At 69.5% G+C, this 19369-nt stretch carries 10 protein-coding genes; 8 read left to right on the top strand and 2 right to left on the bottom strand.

Annotated elements, in window-relative coordinates; translation table 11 throughout:
- Nucleotides 1-132: 132 nt before the first annotated feature.
- Nucleotides 133-3132, top strand: coding sequence for a bifunctional [glutamine synthetase] adenylyltransferase/[glutamine synthetase]-adenylyl-L-tyrosine phosphorylase (locus tag AC3ETA_RS25870; protein WP_432195295.1), 3000 nt, complete (start codon nt 133-135; stop codon nt 3130-3132).
- Nucleotides 3133-3194: 62 nt separating this feature from the next.
- Here the strand turns inward: AC3ETA_RS25870 and AC3ETA_RS25875 are convergent, their stop codons facing one another.
- Nucleotides 3195-4160, bottom strand: a complete 966-nt coding sequence (locus AC3ETA_RS25875; RefSeq protein WP_432195296.1) for a phosphatase PAP2 family protein — start codon at nt 4158-4160, stop codon at nt 3195-3197.
- Nucleotides 4161-4302: 142 nt separating this feature from the next.
- Nucleotides 4303-5337: a LacI family DNA-binding transcriptional regulator gene (locus tag AC3ETA_RS25880; RefSeq protein ID WP_432195297.1), complete on the bottom strand. Its 1035-nt coding sequence runs from the start codon at nt 5335-5337 to the stop codon at nt 4303-4305.
- A gap of 380 nt (nt 5338-5717) precedes the next feature.
- On the opposite strand from AC3ETA_RS25880, the gene AC3ETA_RS25885 reads away from it, so the two are divergent.
- From AC3ETA_RS25885 to pulA, 7 genes are all read left to right on the top strand, one after another.
- Nucleotides 5718-6989, top strand: coding sequence for an extracellular solute-binding protein (locus AC3ETA_RS25885; RefSeq protein WP_432195298.1), 1272 nt, complete (start codon nt 5718-5720; stop codon nt 6987-6989).
- A 127-nt stretch (nt 6990-7116) separates the two neighbouring features.
- Nucleotides 7117-8121, top strand: coding sequence for a carbohydrate ABC transporter permease (locus AC3ETA_RS25890; RefSeq protein ID WP_432195299.1), 1005 nt, complete (start codon nt 7117-7119; stop codon nt 8119-8121).
- 13 nt (nt 8122-8134) lie between these two features.
- Nucleotides 8135-9040, top strand: a complete 906-nt coding sequence (locus AC3ETA_RS25895) for a sugar ABC transporter permease (protein WP_432195300.1) — start codon at nt 8135-8137, stop codon at nt 9038-9040.
- A gap of 173 nt (nt 9041-9213) precedes the next feature.
- Nucleotides 9214-10890, top strand: a complete 1677-nt coding sequence (locus AC3ETA_RS25900) for a glycoside hydrolase family 13 protein (protein WP_432195363.1) — start codon at nt 9214-9216, stop codon at nt 10888-10890.
- 125 nt (nt 10891-11015) lie between these two features.
- On the top strand, nt 11016-11861 hold the full coding sequence (locus tag AC3ETA_RS25905) for a tetratricopeptide repeat protein (RefSeq protein WP_432195301.1): 846 nt from the start codon (nt 11016-11018) through the stop codon (nt 11859-11861).
- 612 nt (nt 11862-12473) lie between these two features.
- On the top strand, nt 12474-13796 hold the full coding sequence (locus AC3ETA_RS25910) for an alpha-amylase (protein WP_432195364.1): 1323 nt from the start codon (nt 12474-12476) through the stop codon (nt 13794-13796).
- 115 nt (nt 13797-13911) lie between these two features.
- On the top strand, nt 13912-19326 hold the full coding sequence (gene pulA, locus AC3ETA_RS25915) for a pullulanase-type alpha-1,6-glucosidase (RefSeq protein ID WP_432195302.1): 5415 nt from the start codon (nt 13912-13914) through the stop codon (nt 19324-19326).
- Nucleotides 19327-19369: the final 43 nt, after the last annotated feature.

The raw sequence follows: 19369 nt of genomic DNA on the forward strand, positions 1-19369 counted from the left end.
CCTCTGCCGCTACAGGGCAGACCGCTCGCACCGCAGGAACTCATCGGCGCCACTTCCAGGGTCTGCGGATAGGCTCGATCGCGTACGACCTTGATCGGGTGCGTACGACCCCGATCGGACGGGAGGGCGAGCATGACGGCGCCGGGGCGCAGGAGCAGTACCTTCACGCGGCTGCTGCGGCACGGATTCACCGACCCGTCGGCCGCCGAGCGGCTCCTGGAGAGCCCCGAGCTCGCGCCGATCCGCAACGATCCGGTGCTGCTGGAGGCCCTCGGCGCCACCGCCGACCCCGACCTCACCCTGGACGGCCTGGTCCGGCTCGTCGAGGCCCAGCCGGACCCCACCGCACAGCGGGAACTGCTCGACACGGTGATAGCGGCCAAGCCGCTGCGCGACCGGCTGCTCGGCGTGCTCGGCGCCTCCGCCGCGCTCGCCGACCACCTCGCCCGCCACCCCGGCGACTGGCAGGCCCTGGCCATGTACGAACCTCGGGACCTGCACCCCGAGGTCGAGGAGTTCGAGCAGGGCCTCGCCGACGCCACCGACCCGGTGTCGCTGCGCGTCGCCTACCGCCGCTGCCTGCTGTCCATCGCCGCACGCGACGTGTGCGGCACCACCGACCTCGCGCAGACCGCCGCCGAGCTCGCCGACCTCGCCACCGCGACCCTGCGCGCCGCCCTCGCCATCGCCCGCGCCGCCGCGCCCGAGGACGCCTCGCAGTGCCGGCTCGCGGTGATCGCGATGGGCAAGTGCGGCGGCCACGAGCTGAACTACGTCTCCGACGTCGACGTCATCTTCGTGGGCGAGACCGCCGACGGGGCCGACGAGGGCAAGGCCCTGCGCTCGGCCACCAGGCTCGCCTCGCACATGATGCGGATCTGCTCCGAGACCACCGTCGAGGGCTCCATCTGGCCCGTGGACGCCAATCTGCGCCCCGAGGGCAGGAACGGCCCGCTGGTGCGCACGCTCAGCAGCCATCTCGCCTACTACCGGCGCTGGGCCAAGACCTGGGAGTTCCAGGCCCTGCTCAAGGCCCGCCCGGTGGCCGGCGACATCGAGCTCGGCGAGGAGTACGTCGCCGCCCTCGAACCACTCGTCTGGAAGGCCGCCGAGCGGGACAACTTCGTCGCCGACGTGCAGAAGATGCGGCGCAGGGTCGTCGAGAACATCCCCGTCTCGGAGCTGGACCGGCAGCTCAAACTCGGCCCGGGCGGGCTGCGGGACGTCGAGTTCGCCGTGCAGCTCCTGCAGTTGGTGCACGGCCGTGACGACGCCTCGCTGCGCAGCGGCACCACCCTGGACGCCTTGCAGGCGCTCGCCGCGGGCGGCTACGTCGGGCGGGCGGACGCCGCGCAGCTCGACACCGCCTACCGCTTCCTGCGCTCCATGGAGCACCGCATCCAGCTCTACCGGCTGCGGCGCACCCACCTGGTGCCCGAGGACGACGCCGACCTGCGGCGCATCGGGCGCTCGCTCGGGCTGCGCGTCGACCCGGTCGCCGAGCTGAACCGCGAATGGCGACGGCACTCAAGTGTCGTACGGCGACTGCACGAGAAGCTCTTCTACCGGCCGCTGCTCGACGCCGTCGCCCAACTCGCCCCCGGCGAGGCCCGGTTGAGTGCCGGAGCGGCACGCGAGCGGCTGATCGCGCTCGGGTACGCCGACCCGGCCGCGGCCCTGCGGCACCTGGAGGCGCTGGCCTCCGGCGTCACCCGCAAGGCGGCGATCCAACGCACCCTGCTGCCCGTCCTGTTGGGCTGGTTCGCCGACTCGGCCGATCCGGACGCGGGGCTGCTGAACTTCCGCAAGGTGTCGGACGCGCTCGGCAAGACCCCTTGGTATCTGCGGCTGCTGCGGGACGAGGGGGCCGCCGCCGAGAACCTCGCCCGGGTGCTGTCGGCCGGCCGCCTCGCCCCCGACCTGCTGATGCGGGCACCGGAAGCGGTCGCGCTGCTCGGCGACGGCGACGGCGGCACCGGTCTCGAACCCCGCTCGCGGACCCATCTGGAGCAGGAGATCCTCGCCGCGGTCGGCCGCGCGGACGGCGGCGTCCAGGCCGTCACGGCGGCGCGCGGCGTACGGCGCCGTGAACTGTTCCGTACGGCCGCCGCCGACATCGTCGACTCCTACGGCACCGAGACCAAGCCCGCCGAGGCCGACCAGGGCGCACTGGTGGACCGGGTCGGGGCCGCGGTGTCCGACCTGACCGCGGCGACGCTCGCGGGCACCCTGCGGGCGGTCGTCCGGGAGGGATGGGGGGACACCCTGCCGACCCGGTTCGCGATCATCGGCATGGGGCGGTTCGGCGGGCACGAGCTGGGATACGGCAGCGACGCCGACGTCCTGTTCGTGCACGAGCCGCGGGACGGGGTCGACGAGCACGAGGCCGCCGCGGCCGCCAACCGGGTCGTCAGCGAGATGCGGCGACTGCTCCAGGTCCCCAGCGCGGATCCGCCGCTGCTGATCGACGCCGACCTGCGGCCGGAGGGCAAGTCCGGGCCGCTGGTGCGCACACTGAAGTCGTATACGGCCTACTACCGGCGGTGGTCGCTGGTGTGGGAGTCGCAGGCGCTGCTGCGGGCCGTACCGGTCGCGGGCGACGCGGAGCTCGCGGGGCGGTTCATCGAGCTGATCGATCCGCTGCGCTATCCCGTCGAGGGGCTCGGCGACGACGCCGTACGCGAGATCCGGCGGCTGAAGGCCCGCATGGAGACCGAGCGGCTGCCGCGCGGCTCCGATCCCAAGCTGCACTCCAAGCTCGGGCCGGGCGGGCTGTCCGACGTGGAGTGGACCGTGCAACTGCTCCAGCTCCAGCACGGCTGGGCCGAGCCGGGGCTGCGGACCACACGGACCCGGGAGGCCCTCGCCGCCGCCTGTGCGGCCGGGCTCATTCCGGCCGAGGAGGCGGCGATCCTGGACGAGGCGTGGGTGCTGGCCACGCGCGTGCGCAACGCCGTGATGCTGGTGCGGGGGCGGGCCGGGGACACCTTCCCGTCGGACGCCCGCGAGCTGGCGGCCGTGGGGCGGTACCTGGGGTACGAGCCCGGTCATGTGGGCGACATGCTCGACGCGTACCGGCGTACGACTCGGCGGGCCCGGGGTGTGGTGGAGGAGCTGTTCTACGGGGGGTGACGACCGGGGCTGCGGTGATGCCTGCGGCGGACCGTCGCGGTGTGGGCGGGTGCGCCGAGCGCCTACGGTCTTGTGGGGGTGCGGGGCCGCGCCGGGGAGTGTCCGTCCTCGGTCGGGCGGTTGCTGCCGGAGAGGCTGTTCTGTTCCTTGACGCCCGCCGCCGCGGGCGGACACCCCCCGGCACGGCCCCTTCCCGTCGTACGCGGCTTGGGCACCGTCCGGGGAAGCGAGTACGGCAGCGCTCCGTACCATATGCGTGCCACCGTGTAGCCGATCGCCAGGCAGATGAGGCCGCCCACCGCGTCCAGCCAGAAGTGGTTGGCCGTTGCCACGATCACGATGAGGGTGGCCGTGGGGTAGAGCAGACCCAGGATCCGGACCCAGGGGGTCCGCGTCAGGGCGAAGATCGTCAGGCCGCTCCAGACCGACCAGCCGATGTGCATCGACGGCATCGCGGCGTACTGGTTCGACATGTTCTTCAGGTCGCCCGAGGCCATCGAGCCCCAGGTGTCGTGGACCAGGACTGTGTCGACGAAGGTGGTGTTGGTCATCAGGCGCGGGGGAGCGAGCGGATACAGGTAGTAACCGATCAGGGCCGCGCCCGTGGTCGCGAAGAGGACCAGGCGGGTCGCCGCGTAGCGGCCGGGATGGCTGCGGTAGAGCCAGACCAGGACGGCGAGGGTGATGATGAAGTGCAGCGTCGCGTAGTAGTAGTTCATGCCGACGATGAGCCAAGTCACGCCATTTATGGTGTGGTTGATCGACTCCTCCACGGCGAGGCCGAGGTGGTGCTCCAGTTTCCAGAGCCAGTCGGCGTTGCGCAGCGCCTCGGCCCTCTGCTCCGGGACCGCGTTGCGGATCAGTGAGTACGTCCAGTAACTCACCGCGATCAGCAGGATCTCGAACCAGAGACGAGGGCGGCGGGGGGTGCGCAGGCGGCGCAGGAACCCCTGCCCCGTCTCGTCCGCGACGGGGTGCACAACGGCCGCTTCCCGGCCCTCCAGTGTCGTCACGGTCGCGTCACCCATAGGCACAGAGTCTGCCAGAAAAGACTTCCCCGTCCGATCATCCCGCGGTTGGGTCCAGGACGCACGTTCTACTGCCCGGGTACCGGTCCGTTCTCCTGCCAACGCAGGGGCGGGCAGGGTGATTCTCCGTCCTGCGGACGACTTACGGACGAACCCTGTCACCGGGTGCCGAAGCGGTCGAACCGCGCACCACCAGCTCCGGCATGAACACGAACTCGCTGTGCGGTGCGGGAGTCCCGCCGATCTCCTCCAGCAACGTGCGGACCGCGGCCTGGCCCATCGCCGGGACCGGCTTGCGGACCGTCGTCAGGGGCGGGTCGGTGAAGGCGATCAGGGGGGAGTCGTCGAAGCCCACGACCGAGATGTCGGTGGGGACCTCCAGGCCGTGCCGGCGGGCCGCCCTTATCGCGCCCAGCGCCATCATGTCGCTGGCGCAGACCACCGCGGTGCAGCCGCGCTCGATGAGCGCCGTGGCCGCCGCCTGGCCGCCCTCCAGGGTGTAGAGGGAGTGCTGGATCAGCTCGGTCTCGATGTTGTCCGGAGGGAGGTTCAGCTGGTCCTGCACCGCGCGGACGAAGCCCTCGATCTTGCGCTGGACCGGGACGAAGCGCTTGGGGCCCAGTGCCAGGCCGATGCGGGTGTGGCCCAGGGAGGCGAGGTGCGTCACCGCCAGGGTCATCGCCGCGCGGTCGTCGGGGGAGATGAACGGTGCCTGGACCTTGGGGGAGAAGCCGTCCACCAGCACGAAGGGGACGCCCTGGGCGCGCAGCCGCTCGTAGCGCTGCATGTCGGCGGTGGTGTCGGCGTGGAGGCCGGAGACGTAGATGATGCCGGCCACTCCGCGGTCGACGAGCATCTCGGTGAGCTCGTCCTCGGTGGAGCCGCCGGGGGTCTGGGTGGCCAGTACGGGGGTGTAGCCCTGCCTGGTCAGTGCCTGTCCGATGACCTGGGCGAGAGCCGGGAATATCGGGTTCTCCAGCTCCGGGGTGATCAGGCCCACCAGGCCCTCGCTGCGCTGGCGCAGCCTCACCGGGCGCTCATAGCCGAGTACGTCGAGTGCGGCCAGCACGGACTGGCGGGTGGTGGCGGCGACGCCCGGCTTCCCGTTGAGGACGCGGCTGACGGTCGCTTCGCTCACCCCCGCCTGCGCAGCGATGTCCGCAAGCCGTGTGGTCACGGCACTGGACTGTACCGGCCGTATGTCGCCTTGCACACCAATCGGACGCCGTGGGCGACCTGTTGACCGGCCGCGCCCGGGCTGCTGCGTCATCGCGCTCCCTCGTGAAAGTGATGGCAAGAGCTTGCAGAGTCTTGCACAAGCGGTCCGTGTACCGCTCCACCGCTGTAAAGAAGCGTCTCACGGCGGTCGCACAGCGGTCACGTGCCGGTAACTTCCGTGGTCTCTTGCACTTTTTTTCTGCAAGGTCTTTCGCAAGTCTTTCAGCGCTGTTACGTTCACGTCGCCCGGCGGCTCCATCGGCGCAGTCGGCAAGACGGCAGGGCTCGGCAGACGGGGCCGCCCTGCATCACACGGGCTTTCACCCTCAAGGAGAACTCATGCGGCGTGGCATAGCGGCCACCGCGCTGGTGGCGTCCCTCGCCCTGGCGGCGACGGCCTGCGGCGGCGGGGACGACAGTGGCAGCGACTCGAGCGGGCCGGTGACCATCACGTGGTGGGACACCTCCAACGCCACCAATGAGGCGCCGACGTACCAGGCCTTGGTCAAGGAGTTCGAGGCCGCCAACAAGGACATCAAGGTCAAGTACGTCAACGTCCCCTTCGACCAGGCGCAGAACAAGTTCGACACCGCCGCCGGTTCCAAGGGCGCCCCGGACATCCTCCGCTCCGAGGTCGGCTGGACCCCCGCCTTCGCCAAGAAGGGCTTCTTCCTGCCGCTGGACGGCACCGAGGCCCTGGCCGACCAGGCCAAGTTCCAGCCCAGCCTGATCGAGCAGGCCAAGTACGAGGACAAGGTCTACGGCGTTCCGTTCACCACGGACACCCTCGCCTTCGTCTACAACAAGGACCTGTTCAAGAAGGCCGGCGTCGAGGCCCCCAAGACCTGGGACGACCTGAAGAAGGCCGCCGCCACGATCAAGGACAAGACCGGCGTCGACGGCTACTGGGGCTCCACCCAGGCCTACTACGCCCAGACGTTCCTGTACGGCGAGGGCACCGACACCGTCGACGCCGACGCCAAGAAGATCACCGTCGCCGGCGCCGAGGCCAAGAAGGGCTACGGCACCTGGCTGAGCCTCTTCGACGGCAAGGGCCTGCACAAGGCCGACACCACCGCCGACGCCTACGCCCACATCCAGGAGGCGTTCGTCAACGGCAAGGTCGCCTCGATCATGCAGGGCCCGTGGGAGATCACCAACTTCTACAAGGGCTCCGCCTTCAAGGACAAGGCCAACCTCGGCATCGCCACCGTCCCGGCCGGCTCCTCCGGCAAGGCGGGCGCGCCGACCGGCGGCCACAACCTCTCCGTGTACGCCGGCTCCGACGAGGCGCACCAGAAGGCCGCGCTGAAGTTCGTGAACTTCATGACCTCGGTGAAGGCCCAGGAGACCATCGCCCTGAAGAACAACACGCTGCCCACCCGCGACGACGCCTACACGGCCGAGGTCAAGGCCGACCCGGGCATCGCCGGTTACCAGGGCGTCCTCGCCGCCGCCCAGCCGCGCCCGGCGCTGCCCGAGTACAGCTCCCTGTGGGGCCCGGTGGACGCCGAGCTGCTGAAGATCGCCGGTGGCAAGGAGTCCCTGGACAAGGGCCTGAGCACCGCCGAGACCTCCATCGCCAAGCTGGTCCCGGACTTCACCAAGTGATACCGAGTGGCCGCCGGATCTCCCCCGGAGGGGGCACCCCCACCTGATCATGGGGGGAAAGATCCGGCGGCCACCGGCCGTGCGCCGTACACCCTGATCCGTCGATCCTCATGAAGGTTGTCGAACCATGACAGTCGCCATCGACCGCGCGACCGGGAAACCCCGAGGCGAGCGCGGGCCGCGCCGCGGGCTCGGCCAGCGCCTGAAGCAGGGCTACCAGAAGCACTGGTACGCCTACGCGATGATCACTCCGGTGGTGATCGTCCTCGGCGTCCTCGTGCTCTACCCGCTGGTGTACGGCCTGTACCTCACGCTCACCGACGCCAACAGCCTCAACAGCGCCCGCACCATCGGCGCGAACCACATCGACGCCACCTACAAGTTCATCGGCCTCGACAACTACGCCGACATCCTGTGGGGCGACACGGCGTACGACCGCTTCTGGTCGCACTTCATCTGGACGATCTTCTGGACGGCGGCCTGCGTCACCCTCCACTACACGATCGGCCTGGGCCTGGCCCTGCTGCTCAACCAGAAGCTGCGCGGGCGCACCCTGTACCGGCTGATCCTGATCCTGCCGTGGGCCGTGCCGACCTTCGTCACCGTGTTCGGCTGGCGGTTCATGCTCGCCGACGGCGGCATCATCAACTCGTTCCTGGAGACACTGCACCTGCCGACGCCGCTGTGGCTGGAGGACACCTTCTGGCAGCGGTTCGCCGCGATCATGGTCAACACCTGGTGCGGTGTGCCGTTCATGATGCTCTCGCTGCTCGGCGGGCTCCAGTCCATCGACTCCTCGCTGTACGAGGCCGCCGAGATGGACGGTGCCGGCAGGTGGCAGCAGTTCCGGTACGTCACCCTGCCGGGCCTGAGGTCCGTCAGCTCCACCGTCGTACTGCTCGGCATCATCTGGACCTTCAACCAGTTCGCCATCATCTTCCTGCTGTTCGGCGACACCGCCCCGGACGCGCAGATCCTGGTCACCTGGGCCTACTACCTCGGCTTCGGACAGCAACCGCGCGACTTCGCGCAGTCGGCCGCCTACGGCATGCTGCTGCTGGCCATCCTGATCGTCTTCACCTCCTTCTACCGCCGCTGGCTGAACCGCAATGACCAGCAGCTCGCGATCTGAGGCGGGAGTCCCCATGACTACGACCACTGTTGAGAACCCGGTGACCGAGAAGGACTCCGCGAAGCCGGCCCGCACGCGCACGGTGCGCCGCGGCGAGAACAGCCGCGGGACGTCCGTCGTCTCCCACGGCATCCTGATCGTGGCGAGCCTGATCGCACTCTTCCCGGTGGCCTGGCTGGTCTTCCTGTCGCTCGGCCCGGACAAGGACGACTACCTGCACCCCGGCGGCATCTGGAAGAAGATGACGCTGGACAACTACACGTTCGTCCTTCAGGAGACGAAGTTCTTCGACTGGCTGACGAGCACGCTGATCGTCACGCTGGGCACCACGCTGATCGGCGTGGTGATCTCCGCGACCACCGGCTACGCGGTCTCGCGGATGCGTTTCCCGGGCTACAAGAAGTTCATGTGGGTGCTGCTCGTGACCCAGATGTTCCCGGTGGCGGTGCTGATGGTGCCGATGTACCAGATCCTGTCCGAGGTCCAGCTCATCGACAACTACCTCGGTCTGATCCTCGTCTACTGCTCGACGACCGTGCCGTACTGCGCCTGGCTGATGAAGGGCTACTTCGACACGATCCCCTTCGAGATCGACGAGGCGGGGCGCGTCGACGGACTGAGCCCGTTCGGCACGTTCGCGCGGCTGATCCTGCCGCTCGCCAAGCCGGGCCTCGCGGTCGCCGCGTTCTACAGCTTCCTGACGGCCTTCGGTGAGGTCGCGTTCGCGTCGACGTTCATGCTGTCCGACACGAAGTACACCTTCGCGGTGGGTCTGCAGACCTTCGTCAGCGAGCACGACGCGCAGCGCAACCTCATGGCCGCGACGGCGGTGCTGATCGCCATACCGGTGTCCGCGTTCTTCTACTTCGTGCAGAAGAACCTGGTGACCGGACTCACCGCGGGTGGGACGAAGGGCTGACGCGCCGCTGTGGCTGGTCGCGCAGTGCCCCGCGCCCCTGACAGGGCGCTTCGCCCCTGAAGCTCGAGGCGGCCGCCGTGTCCATCCGACCCCGCTGTCACTGCGGCCGCCTCGTCATCCCCGCCGTATGCACACCTGACCCCATGACCCTTCCCCACCGCACCAAGGACGCCATGAGCCAGCAGCACTCCGCCATCGCCCCGGCCCCGAACCCCGCCAAAGCCAAGCGCGGCGACTGGTGGCGGGACGCGGTGATCTACCAGGTCTATCCGCGCAGCTTCGCCGACAGCAACGGCGACGGCATGGGCGACCTGGAAGGCGTACGCTCCCGACTCCCGTACCTGCGCGACCTCGGTGTCGACGCCGTGTGGCTGAGCCCCTTCTACGCCTCGCCGCAGGCCGACGCCGGCTACGACGTCGCCGACTACCGGGCCGTCGACCCGATGTTCGGCAATCTGCTCGACGCGGACGCGCTGATCCGTGACGCGCGCGAGCTGAGCCTCAGGATCATCGTCGACCTGGTCCCCAACCACTCCTCCGACCAGCACGAGTGGTTCAAGCGTGCCGTCGCCGAGGGGCCCGGCTCCCCGCTGCGCGACCGCTACCACTTCCGTCCCGGCAAGGGCACGGACGGCGAACTGCCGCCCAACGACTGGGAGTCCATCTTCGGCGGCCCCGCCTGGACGCGGGTCACCGAGCCCGACGGCACCCCCGGCGAGTGGTACCTGCACCTCTTCGCCCCCGAGCAGCCCGACTTCAACTGGGAGCATCCGGCGGTCGGCGACGAGTTCCGCTCGATCCTGCGGTTCTGGCTCGACATGGGCGTCGACGGCTTCCGTATCGACGTCGCTCACGGCCTGGTGAAGGCTCAGGGGCTGCCCGACCTCGGATCCCATGATCAGCTCAAACTGCTGGGCAACGATGTCATGCCGTTCTTCGACCAGGACGGTGTGCACGAGATCTACCGCCAGTGGCGCACGATCCTCGACGAGTATTCCGGTGAGCGCATCTTCGTCGCCGAGGCGTGGACCCCGACCGTCGAGCGCACCGCCCACTACGTCCGCCCGGACGAGCTGCACCAGGCCTTCAACTTCCAGTATCTCGCGACTAATTGGGACGCGGAGGAGCTGCGCGAGGTCATCGACCGCACCCTGGAGGCCATGCGCCCCGTCGGCGCCCCCGCCACCTGGGTGCTCTCCAACCACGACGTCACCCGGCACGCCACCCGCTTCGCCAACCCGCCCGGTCTCGGTACCCAGATCCGCACCGCCGGCGACCGCGAGCTGGGCCTGCGCCGCGCCCGCGCCGCCTCCCTGCTGATGCTCGCGCTGCCCGGCTCGGCGTACATCTACCAGGGCGAGGAACTGGGCCTGCCGGACGTCGTCGACCTGCCGGACGAGGTCCGCCAGGACCCGGCGTACTTCCGGGGCGCCGGCCAGGACGGCTTCCGCGACGGCTGCCGGGTGCCGATCCCGTGGACGCGCACGGGATCGTCGTACGGCTTCGGCGCCGGTGGCAGCTGGCTGCCGCAGCCGGCGGGCTGGGGAGAGCTGAGCATCGAGGCGCAGACCGGTGACGCCGACTCCACCCTGGAGCTGTACCGCTCCGCGCTCGCCGTCCGCCGTGCCCGGCCCGACCTGGGCGCCGGCGCATCGGTGGAGTGGCTCAAGGCGCCCGAGGGCGTCCTCGCCTTCCGGCGCGGGGAGTTCGTGTGCGTCGCGAACACCACGGGTGAGTCGGTGACGACACCTTCGTACGGCCGTGTCCTGCTCAGCAGCGGCGAGGTGGCGGAGGTCGACGGCGAGGCGAAGGTGCCCGCGGACACGACGGTGTGGTGGGTCACGGCGTAGCCCGAGGCCTCCGCGGCTCTTCCTGCCAGGGCCCGTCGTCCGTTCGCGGGCGGCGGGCCCCTGCCTTTGTCCGGGACGCGGCCGAATCTGTTCTTGACAGGCAACTTCACGTAATCTCGCGGCCCGTGAAGATCGCACGGATGACACGCGGCCGCTCGCGGGCAGTGGCCACCTTGCACCGACTCGGCCACCTGTGGCGGGAGGGCAAGTACGAGGAGGTCGAGGCCGGGGCCCGGGCGCTGGAGGCGGAAGCGGCTCGGCTGCGCCGGCGGGGGCTGCGGCTGTCGGTGGGCTGGCACGCCAAGGCGCTGGCCACGGCAGCGGCCTGTGCCCACGGGCGCGGGGCGCACGTGCTGGCCGAACTGGAGACCCTCGCGGCGGACCTGAAGGGGATGACCGGGGCCGGGCGGACGCTGCTGCTGATGGTCCGGAACAACCGCGTGATGGTTCTCGGCCAACAGGGGCGGTGCGGCGAGGCCGAGGCGGAGGCGCTGGACCTGCTGCGTGAACTGGCCCGCATCAAGCATCTGGCCCCGGTGTGGGAGATCGAGCTGTGCGCGTTGGGCAACCTGGCGGACGCGCTGTACTACCAGGATCGCCACGAGGAGGCCGAGGCCATCGCCCGGGGGAACCTGCCCCGCGCCGAAGGGGCGGCGCTCGCTTCCCTGCACTGCACCCTGGTGCGCAGCCTGAGCGGACAGGGGCGGTACGACGAAGCGCTGACCGAGGCGCGCCGGTTCACCCCGCGGTGGGACCTCGGGCAGAGCGGCAGCCTGGACCTGGCCACGGCCGGCGCCCTGCACGGCCTGGGGCGCCTCGGCGAGGCGGAGGCGGCGGCGCGTCAGGCACTGACCGACTGCGAGCGGTTCCTGCATCCGGTTCACCCCCGTATCCAGGAGGTCCGCGCCCTGCTGGCCCGCATCACCGCCGACGAGCCACCGACATCGGCAGCCGGAGAGGCCGCTCGCTGATCGCACGCCTCTCCGGGAGCGGGGCGGGGCCGGTCACCGCCGGGCGGCGTCGGCGGTGCGACCCGGCGAACTGCCGGTCGTGCAAGAGCGGTCGGTGCCGGACTCCCACGTCAGGACACCGAGTCGGCCGGCGGCAGCACACCCGGGGCCGGCAGTGACTCCAGGTCGCTCACGTTCCCCTGGAACGCCGACTCCACGCGGCTCGTGTACGTGAGGTCCAGGACGTCGTGTCCGTCAACCGCGCCCGGATCGTGTCGAGGCCGGCGACCGGCATGTCCTCGGCCGCGGCGACGCGGAACCCGTCCACGCCCAGCGCGATCCGCCCGAGTAGGGCTGGTCGAGGTCCGGGCCACGGCCCGGATGACGTCGGATGTCGATCGCAGGCCAGAGGGGCAACCACGAGTGAGCGTGCCGGAGTTGAGAAGGGCACGTCAAGGTTGCGGATGAAAGTACTTGCTATGACTTTCAACTCTCTTGCTGTAAACCTTTCGTGGCGGTACGGTCACGCCGGCGCCCGGCAACGACGCCTGGCCGTCATCGCAAGGAGTCACGCCTGTGATATCGAGATGGTCCGTCACCGCAACCGCGCTGGCCGCCACTTCGGCGGCCCTGATGGCCCCCGCCACCCCCGCCTCCGCGGCTCCGCCCGGCACCAAGGACGTCACCGCGGTGATGTTCGAGTGGAACTTCGCCTCGGTCGCCAAGGAGTGCACCAACACCCTCGGCCCCGCCGGCTACGGCTACGTCCAGGTCTCCCCGCCCGCCGAGCACATCCAGGGCTCGCAGTGGTGGACCTCGTACCAGCCGGTGAGCTACCGGATCGCCGGCCGCCTCGGCGACCGCACCGCCTTCCAGAACATGGTGAACACCTGCCACTCGGCCGGCGTCAAGGTCGTCGTCGACACGGTCATCAACCACATGTCGGCGGGCAGCGGCACCGGCACCGGCGGCTCGTCGTACACGAAGTACAACTACCCGGGCCTGTACTCGTCGTTCGACTTCGACGACTGCACCAGCCAGATCAGCAACTACCAGGACCGCTGGAACGTCCAGCACTGCGAACTGGTCGGCCTCGCCGACCTGGACACCGGCGAGTCCTACGTCCGCGGCGCCATCGCCGGCTACATGAACGACCTGCTCTCGCTCGGCGTCGACGGCTTCCGCATCGACGCGGCCAAGCACATGGACGCCGCCGACCTCGCCGACATCAAGTCCCGGCTCGGCAACCCGTCGGTGTACTGGAAGCAGGAGGTCATCTACGGCAGCGGGGAGGCCGTCCAGCCCACCGAGTACACCGGCAACGGCGACGTCCAGGAATTCCGCTACGCCTACGACCTCAAGCGGGTCTTCAACAACGAGAACCTCGCCTACCTGAAGAACTACGGCGAGGGCTGGGGCTACATGAGCAGCGGCGTCTCCGGTGTCTTCGTGGACAACCACGACACCGAGCGCAACGGCTCCACGCTCAACTACAAGGACAACGCCAACTACACCCTGGCCAACGTCTTCATGCTCGCCTACCCCTACGGCGCGCCCGACATCAACTCCGGCTACGAGTTCTCCGACACGGACGCCGGCCCGCCCAACGGCGGCTCGGTGACCGCCTGCTGGCAGAACGGCTGGAAGTGCCAGCACAACTGGCCGGAGATCAAGTCGATGGTCGCCTTCCGCAACGCCACGCGCGGCCAAGCCGTCACCAACTGGTGGGACAACGGAGGCGACGCCATCGCCTTCGGCCGGGGCGGCAAGGGCTACGTCGCCATCAATCACGAGTCGGGCAGCCTGAGCCGCACCTACCAGACGTCCCTGCCGGCCGGGACGTACTGCAACGTGCAGAACAACACGAGCGTGACCGTGAACTCCAGTGGCCAGTTCACCGCCACCCTCGGCTCCAACACGGCACTGGCGATCTACGTCGGCAAGTCGAGCTGCTGAGCGGCCAACTGAAAGTTTTTGCCGATGGTTTCAAGCCTCTTGCTGTAAGTGTTGCGGCGGCGATACGGTCGCGCGGGGTCGGACCCAAAGAGCCGTAATCGCAAGGAGCCCATCTGTGATACCGAGATGGCCGACGCCGTCGAGGCGCCGAACCGCCCATGCCGGACGGGTCGCTGCGGTCACCGTGACCGCGCTGGCCGCAGCGCTCGTCCAGCCCCTCGCGGCGCGGGCCGACACACCGCCCCCGCCTCCCTCCGACGCCAGGCTCGCCGCGGAGCCGGCCCGGCACGACGCCACCCGCGACCAGTTCTACTTCGTTCTGCCGGACCGTTTCGCCAACGGTGACACCGGCAACGACAAGGGTGGCCTGACCGGTTCCCGCCTGTCCACCGGGTACGACCCCACCGACAAGGGTTTCTACCAGGGCGGCGACCTGAAGGGCCTGACGAAGCGCCTCGACTACATCAAGGGCCTCGGCACCACCGCCATCTGGATGGCGCCGATCTTCAAGAACCAGCCCGTGCAGGGCACGGGGAGCGACGCCTCCGCCGCCTACCACGGGTACTGGATCACCGACTTCACCCAGGTCGACCCGCACTTCGGGACGAACAAGGACCTCGAAACCCTCATCTCCAAGGCGCACGCCAAGGGCATGAAGGTCTTCTTCGACGTCATCACCAACCACACGGCGGACGTCGTCGACTACGAGGAGAAGTCCTACGGCTACCTCGCCAAGGGCGCCTTCCCGTACCTGACCAAGGACGGCAAGCCCTTCGACGACGCCGACTACGCGGACGGAAAGTCCGCCTTCCCGGCCGTCGACAAGGACTCCTTCCCGCGCACGCCCACCGTGCCCGCCGCGAAGAAGAACACCAAGGTCCCGTCCTGGCTCAACGACCCGACGATGTACCACAACCGGGGGGATTCGACCTTCGCCGGCGAGAGCTCCGCCCAGGGCGACTTCTCCGGGCTCGACGACCTGTGGACCGAGCGTCCCGAGGTCGTCGGCGGCATGGAGAAGATCTATCAGCGCTGGGTGCGGGACTTCGACATCGACGGCTTCCGGATCGACACCGTGAAGCACGTCAACATGGAGTTCTGGACCCAGTGGGCCACGGCCCTCGACTCCTACGCCGCCAAGCGGGGCCGTGACGACTTCTTCATGTTCGGCGAGGTCTACTCCGCCGACACCTCCATCACCTCGCCGTACGTCACCGAGGGCCGCCTCGACGCCACCCTCGACTTCCCCTTCCAGGAAGCCGCACGGCAGTACGCCTCCCAGGGCGCCGGCGCGGGCAGGCTCGCGGCCGTCCTCGGCGACGACTACAAGTACACGACCGACAAGGCCAACGCCTACGAGCAGGTCACCTTCCTCGGCAACCACGACATGGGCCGCATCGGGTACTTCCTGAACCAGGACAACCCGAAGGCCACGGACGCCGAGCTGGTGAAGAAGGCGAAGCTCGCCAACGAGCTGATGTTCCTCAGCCGCGGCAACCCGGTCGTCTACTACGGCGACGAACAGGGCTTCACCGGCTCCGGCGGCGACAAGGACGCCCGCCAGACCCTGTTCGCCTCGAAGACCGCCGACTACCTCGACGACGACCAGCTCGGCACCGACCGCACCCACGCCGACGACGCCTACGACACCAAGGCCCCGCTCTACCGGCAGATCAGCGCCCTCTCGCAGCTCCGCAAGGCCAACCCGGCCCTCGCCGACGGCGTCCAGACCGAGCGCTACGCGGCCGACGGCGCCGGCGTCTACGCCTTCTCCCGCACCGACGCGAAGACGGGTAGGGAGTACGTCGTCGCGTTCAACAACGCGGGCGACGCGAAGACGGCGACCTTCGCGACCGGTTCGGCCGGAATGACCTTCAAGGCGATCCACGGCACCGACGGCTCCCTGAAGAGCGGCGCCGACAAGAAGGTCACCGTCACCGTCCCGGCCGGTTCGGCCGTCGTCTACAAGGCGGCCGGCAAGCTCGCCAGGCCCGCCACCGCGCCGACGATCACCCTGAAGGGACCGGCCGCCGGAGCCACCGGCACCGTCGAGATCGACGCCGGCGTCGACGGCGGACAGCTCAACCGCGTCGTCTTCGCCGCCCAGGTCGGCGGCGGCAAGTGGAAGACGCTCGGCTCCGCAGACCACGCCCCGTACAAGGTCACCCAGGTCATCGGCGAGGACGTACCCGCCGGCACCGCCCTGCGCTACAAGGCCGTCGTGATCGACTCGGCGGGCCGCACGAAGAGCGCCACGGCGGCCTCCACGACGGGCACCCCGCCCGCGCCGGAGACCCCCATCGCCTCCTCCCGCGACTACGCGGTCGTCCACTACCAGCGCGCCGACGGCGACTACGCGAACTGGGGCGTGTACGCCTGGGGCGACATCGCGGAGGGCGAGTCCACCACCTGGCCGGACAGCCACCCCTTCACCGGCCGTGACTCCTACGGCGCCTTCGCCTACGTCAAGCTGAAGCCGGGCGCCTCGTCCGTCGGCTACCTCGTCATCGACAAGAACGGCAACAAGGACGTCCCCACCGACCGCACGATCGACGTCACCAAGACCGGCGAGATCTGGGTCGAGCAGGGCAAGGAGGCCGTACTCACCGAGAAGCCGGCCGCCGACTACCCGGCACCGGACAAGTCCAAGGCCGTCCTGCACTACCACCGCGCCGACGGCAACTACGACGGCTGGGGACTGCACACCTGGACGGGTGCCGCGAACCCCACCGAGTGGTCGAACCCCCTGAAGCCGGTGAAGACTGACAGCTATGGTGCGGTCTTCGAGGTACCGCTCACCGACGGTGCCACCAGCCTCAGCTACATCCTCCACAAGGGCGACGAGAAGGACCTGCCCGCCGACCAGTCGCTCGACCTCACGGCGAACGGCCACGAGGTGTGGCTGTTGAGCGGCCAGGAGAAGTACCTGCTCCCGCAGCCGGCCGGGTCCGCGGCCGCGCTCGACCTGACCACCTCCAAGGCGGTCTGGATCGACCGGAACACCCTCGCCTGGAACGGCTCCGAGGCCGCCGCCTCCACCCAGCTGCTGTACAGCCGCGACGGCGACATCGCCGTGCGGGACGGCGCGCTGACCGGCGACGCCAAGTGGCTGCGGCTGTCCAAGAGCTCTCTCACCGACGCCCAGAAGGCGAAGTTCCCGCACCTGAGGGACTACACCGCCTGGACCGTCGACCCACGCGACCGCGACCGGGTCCGCGAGGCCCTGAACGGTCAGGTCGTGGCCTCCCAGCGTGCCGTGGGCGGCGCCGTGCTCGCCGCGACCGGTGTCCAGATCGCCGGCGTCCTCGACGACCTGTACCCCGCCGCGACGAAGGCGGACCTCGGACCGGTCTTCGACAAGGGCCGTCCGACCTTGTCCGTCTGGGCGCCCACGGCACAGTCCGTGAAGCTGGAGATCGGCGACTCCACCGTCGCCATGAAGCGCGGCGACAGCACCGGCGTCTGGTCCGTGACCGGCTCCAGGTCCTGGAAGAACAAGCCGTACCGGTACGTCGTGAAGGTATGGGCGCCCAGCGTCCGCAAGGTCGTCACCAACAAGGTCACCGACCCCTACTCGGTCGCCCTCACCGCGAACTCCGAGCGCAGCCTCCTCGTCGACCTCGACGACCGGACCCTGGCGCCCGGCGGCTGGTCCACCTACACCAAGCCCAGGGCCGTGCCGCTGAAGGACGCGCAGATCCAGGAACTGCACGTGCGGGACTTCTCGGTGGCGGACAAGACGGTGCCCGCGCAGGACAAGGGCACCTACCTCGCCTTCACCGACAAGCTCAGCGACGGCTCCAAGCACCTGAGGAAGCTGGCCGAGGCGGGCACGTCGTACGTCCATCTGCTGCCGGCCTTCGACATCGCCACCATCCCCGAGAGGAAGTCCGACCAGGAGAGCCCCGACTGCGACCTGGCCTCCTTCCCGGCCGACTCCGACAAGCAGCAGGAGTGCGTGGCGAAGACCGCCGCGAAGGACGCCTACAACTGGGGCTACGACCCGTACCACTACACCGTCCCGGAGGGCTCCTACGCCTCCGACCCGGACGGCACCGCGCGTACCGTCGAGTTCCGCAAGATGGTCAAGGCGCTGAACGAGGACGGCCTGCGCGTCGTCATGGACGTCGTCTACAACCACACGGCGGCCGCCGGCCAGGCGGACACCAGCGTCCTGGACCGCATCGTCCCCGGGTACTACCAGCGGCTCCTGCCCGACGGCTCGGTCGCGAACAGCACCTGCTGCGCCAACACCGCGACCGAGAACGCCATGATGGGCAAGCTGGTCGTCGACTCCATCGTCACCTGGGCCAAGAAGTACAAGGTCGACGGCTTCCGCTTCGACCTCATGGGCCACCACCCGAAGGCCAACATCCTGGCGGTCCGGGGGGCCCTGGACGCGCTGACCCTCGCCAAGGACGGCGTCGACGGCAAGAAGATCATCCTGTACGGCGAGGGCTGGAACTTCGGCGAGGTCGCCGACGACGCCCGGTTCGTCCAGGCCACGCAGAAGAACATGGCCGGCACCGGCATCGCCACCTTCTCCGACCGGGCCCGTGACGCGGTGCGCGGCGGCGGCCCCTTCGACGAGGACCCGGGCGTCCAGGGCTTCGCGTCCGGGCTGTACACCGAGCCCAACTCCTCGGAGAACAACGGCACCGAGGCGGAGCAGAAGGCACGCCTGCTGCACTACCAGGACCTGATCAAGGTCGGGCTGTCCGGCAACCTCGCCGACTACCGCTTCACCGACACCGACGGCAAGGAGGTCAAGGGCTCCGAGGTCGACTACAACGGCGCACCCGCCGGCTACGCGGCCGCCCCCGGCGACGCCCTCGCCTACGCGGACGCGCACGACAACGAGTCTCTGTTCGACGCGCTGACGTACAAGCTGCCCGCGACGACGAGCGCGGCCGACCGCGCCCGGATGCAGGTCCTCGCCATGGCCACCGCGACCCTGTCGCAGGGCCCGGCACTCTCCCAGGCCGGCACCGACCTGTTGCGCTCCAAGTCGCTGGACCGCAACTCCTACGACAGCGGCGACTGGTTCAACGCCATCCACTGGAACTGCGCCGACGGCAACGGCTTCGGGCGGGGGCTGCCGCCGGCGGCCGACAACGCCTCCAAGTGGCCGTACGCGGGGCCGCTGCTCGGCACCGTGAAGGTCGGCTGCGAGCAGATCGACGGCGCGTCGGCGGCCTATCGCGACCTGCTGCGCATCCGTTCGACGGAGAGCACCTTCTCCCTCGACACCGCCGAGCAGGTGCAGTCGAAGCTCTCCTTCCCGCTGTCCGGCAAGGAGGAGACGCCCGGCGTGATCACCATGCGGCTCGGTGACCTCGTCGTCGTCTTCAACGCGACGCCGGAGCGGCAGGAGCAGCGCGTGGCGTCACTCACCGGCGACGGGTACCGGTTGCACCCGGTGCAGAGCTCGGGCGCGGACCCTATCGTCAAGTCCGCCTCCTTCGACGGGAAATCGGGCACGTTCGCCGTTCCGGGGCGTACTGTCGCGGTCTTCACCCGATCCCTCTGATACGGCACTAGCTTGAGTGGGGCGGGCCCGGTCACCGGGTCCG

This window comes from Streptomyces sp. bgisy027 (assembly GCF_057710365.1).

Bases quoted from the DNA above. Each gene is read 5' to 3' on its own strand.
- AC3ETA_RS25870 (WP_432195295.1), top strand. From the start codon at position 133: ATGACGGCGCCGGGGCGCAGGAGCAGTACCTTCACGCGGCTGCTGCGG.
- AC3ETA_RS25875 (WP_432195296.1), bottom strand. From the start codon at position 4,160: ATGGGTGACGCGACCGTGACGACACTGGAGGGCCGGGAAGCGGCCGTT.
- AC3ETA_RS25885 (WP_432195298.1), top strand. From the start codon at position 5,718: ATGCGGCGTGGCATAGCGGCCACCGCGCTGGTGGCGTCCCTCGCCCTG.
- AC3ETA_RS25890 (WP_432195299.1), top strand. From the start codon at position 7,117: ATGACAGTCGCCATCGACCGCGCGACCGGGAAACCCCGAGGCGAGCGC.
- AC3ETA_RS25895 (WP_432195300.1), top strand. From the start codon at position 8,135: ATGACTACGACCACTGTTGAGAACCCGGTGACCGAGAAGGACTCCGCG.
- AC3ETA_RS25900 (WP_432195363.1), top strand. From the start codon at position 9,214: ATGAGCCAGCAGCACTCCGCCATCGCCCCGGCCCCGAACCCCGCCAAA.
- AC3ETA_RS25910 (WP_432195364.1), top strand. From the start codon at position 12,474: ATGGCCCCCGCCACCCCCGCCTCCGCGGCTCCGCCCGGCACCAAGGAC.